The 2105-nt window shown below is 64.8% G+C and carries 2 protein-coding genes; both read right to left on the reverse strand.

The window, feature by feature from the left end; all coding sequences use genetic code 11:
• A partial coding sequence (gene tcuA, locus WA317_RS02265) for an FAD-dependent tricarballylate dehydrogenase TcuA (RefSeq protein WP_425171492.1) occupies nucleotides 1–1410 on the reverse strand: 1410 nt, incomplete at its 3' end.
• Between the two features lie 138 nt (nucleotides 1411–1548).
• Nucleotides 1549–2105: GntR family transcriptional regulator (locus WA317_RS02270; RefSeq protein WP_425171493.1), on the reverse strand; the 557-nt coding region annotated here is incomplete at its 5' end.

Genomic DNA, 2105 nt, shown 5'->3' on the forward strand with positions numbered 1-2105 from the left:
TCCGCGGGCATGCTTCGCCGCCTCGGTGCCTGCCTTGCGGCCCCATACGCTGCCGATGGTCATTCCGAAGCCGGCGAGGTACCCGACGCTGAGGATGTTTCCCGACATGATCTCGCCGGCGGCGAACACGTTCTCGAAGGCCCTGCCGCCGGCGTGCAGAACCCGCGCGTCGCGGTCGATGGCGACGCCCATGTATGTGAACGTGATGCCGGGGCGCATGGCAACGCCATAGAACGGCGGCGTGTCGAGCTTCTGCGCCCAGTGGGTCTTGTCCGGAGCCAGGCCCTTGGTGCGGCAGTCGTCGAGTGCGGTGGGGTCGAAGGTCCCGCCCTCCACGACGGCCTCGTTGAACGCGCCGACCTGGGTCCCGACAACCCCGGGGTCCAGTCCCAGCGCGGCAGCCACCTGCTCTGGCGTGCGGCCGGTGTAGGCGCCGTATATCGGCGGCAGGAAGAGGCCGTTCACCTTCGAGTCCCAGAGCGCGTAGGCGATCTGGCCCGGCTGCTCCGCGATGTGCTTGCCCCACATGGCGTAACGCTTGGGCCAGAAGTCCTCGCCCTCGTCGTAGAAGCGCTGCCCGGCGGCGTTGACGGTAATGCCGAAAGGGATGGTGTCGAGCCGGGTGGCGATGCCCCCGTCAAATTTTGGCGACCTCGCGTCGAGGGCTATGGCGTGGAATCCCTTCTCATAGCCGGCCTTCCCGGCGCCTGCCGCGTACAGACGCGAGAGGATATGACCGTCGTTATACGGGGTACCGCGGATGATGTAGTTGTCGACGGCGTCGCCCCAGTATCGCCGCAGCCAGTCGATGTTGGCCTCGAATCCGCCGCTGGCGCAGATCACGGTCGTGCCGCGCACCCGGACGCGGCGGTCCGCCACGCGGACAACAACGCTTGTGCAGCTCATGTCGCTGAATTCAAAATCCTCCACCATGGCGTCGTAGGCCACCGTTATTCCCTGGCGCATGCTCACGGTGCGGTAGTAGGAGTTAAGCAGTGCCTTTCCGCCGCCCAGGAAGAATCGGTTGGTCCGGTCCAGATGCAATGTCCCTCGCAGCGCTTTCTGCCAGCGAGCGCCGTGGTCAGCCATCCATTGCAGAACGGACTCCGAATCCCGTACCGTGAACCGGGCTAGCTCCTCATTGTTGGGGTCCTCGCCGACGTTGCAGAGGTCGTTCCATAGTTCCTGCGAGCTATAGGGCCCGGTGTTGAACTCGTCACTCCCGTGCACGCAGCGAATGTTGCGCGTGTGCCTGCTGTTGCCGCCCCGAAGGTGCCTTGGCGCTCGTTCAAGCACGAGAACGGTCGCCCCCAGATCGTTGGCGCTCAGCGCCGCGACGACTGCGGCATTACCCCCGCCGGCAACGATGACGTCCCAGTGGCATCCCGCCCACTTCGGATCCGATTGCACAGCATCAGTGTATACAGATGTACACATTAACACCAGAGGCTGAGTTGATTTACGTCAGCAACTTAAGCCACAGGATCGCGTCACCCGTCGATGAGACTCCGGGTCCGGGCCGGAAAGGACTAGCCGCGCGGCACACCGCTAAAACAGCGCCTGGTCGCCTCGAGGAAGGCGCGTTTCTTCCTTGAAAAGCGCCAGGCGGATATCCCGGGCCGCGGTGAAGTGATGCAGCGCGATGTCATAGGCACCGTCCCCGTCTCGCCGCTCGATCGCCTCAGCGAGCCTGCGGTGCTCAGCTCGGGCCGAATCCCAGCGTCCCGGTGATGCCAATGTGGTGCCGGGATAGCGGGCGAGGTGCAGGTTAAGCCGCTGCAGAAGATCGATGAGTGACTCGTTATGCGCAGCGCGCCAGACCGCCCAGTGGAATTGCTGGTTGACGGCGGTCATACCGCCGGTGTCGGTATCGGCCACCTCCGCGGCGCGCTCTATCCATAGTTCTAGCGACCGCAGGTCATGACTCATACGACGTTCGGCTGCCGCCCTGGCCGCCAGCGCTTCCAGGACCATGCGCGTCTCGTAGATGTCGATGATCTCCTCGGGGCTGCGCTCGCGCACTCCCATGCCGCGCTCGTTGCGGTCGATGAGTCCGTCTTGCTGCAGTCGCCTGAGCGCCTCGCGGATCGGGGTGCGGCTGACAC

Source organism: Mycobacterium sp. (assembly GCF_049802695.1).
Classification (GTDB): Bacteria; Actinomycetota; Actinomycetes; order Mycobacteriales; family Mycobacteriaceae; genus Mycobacterium.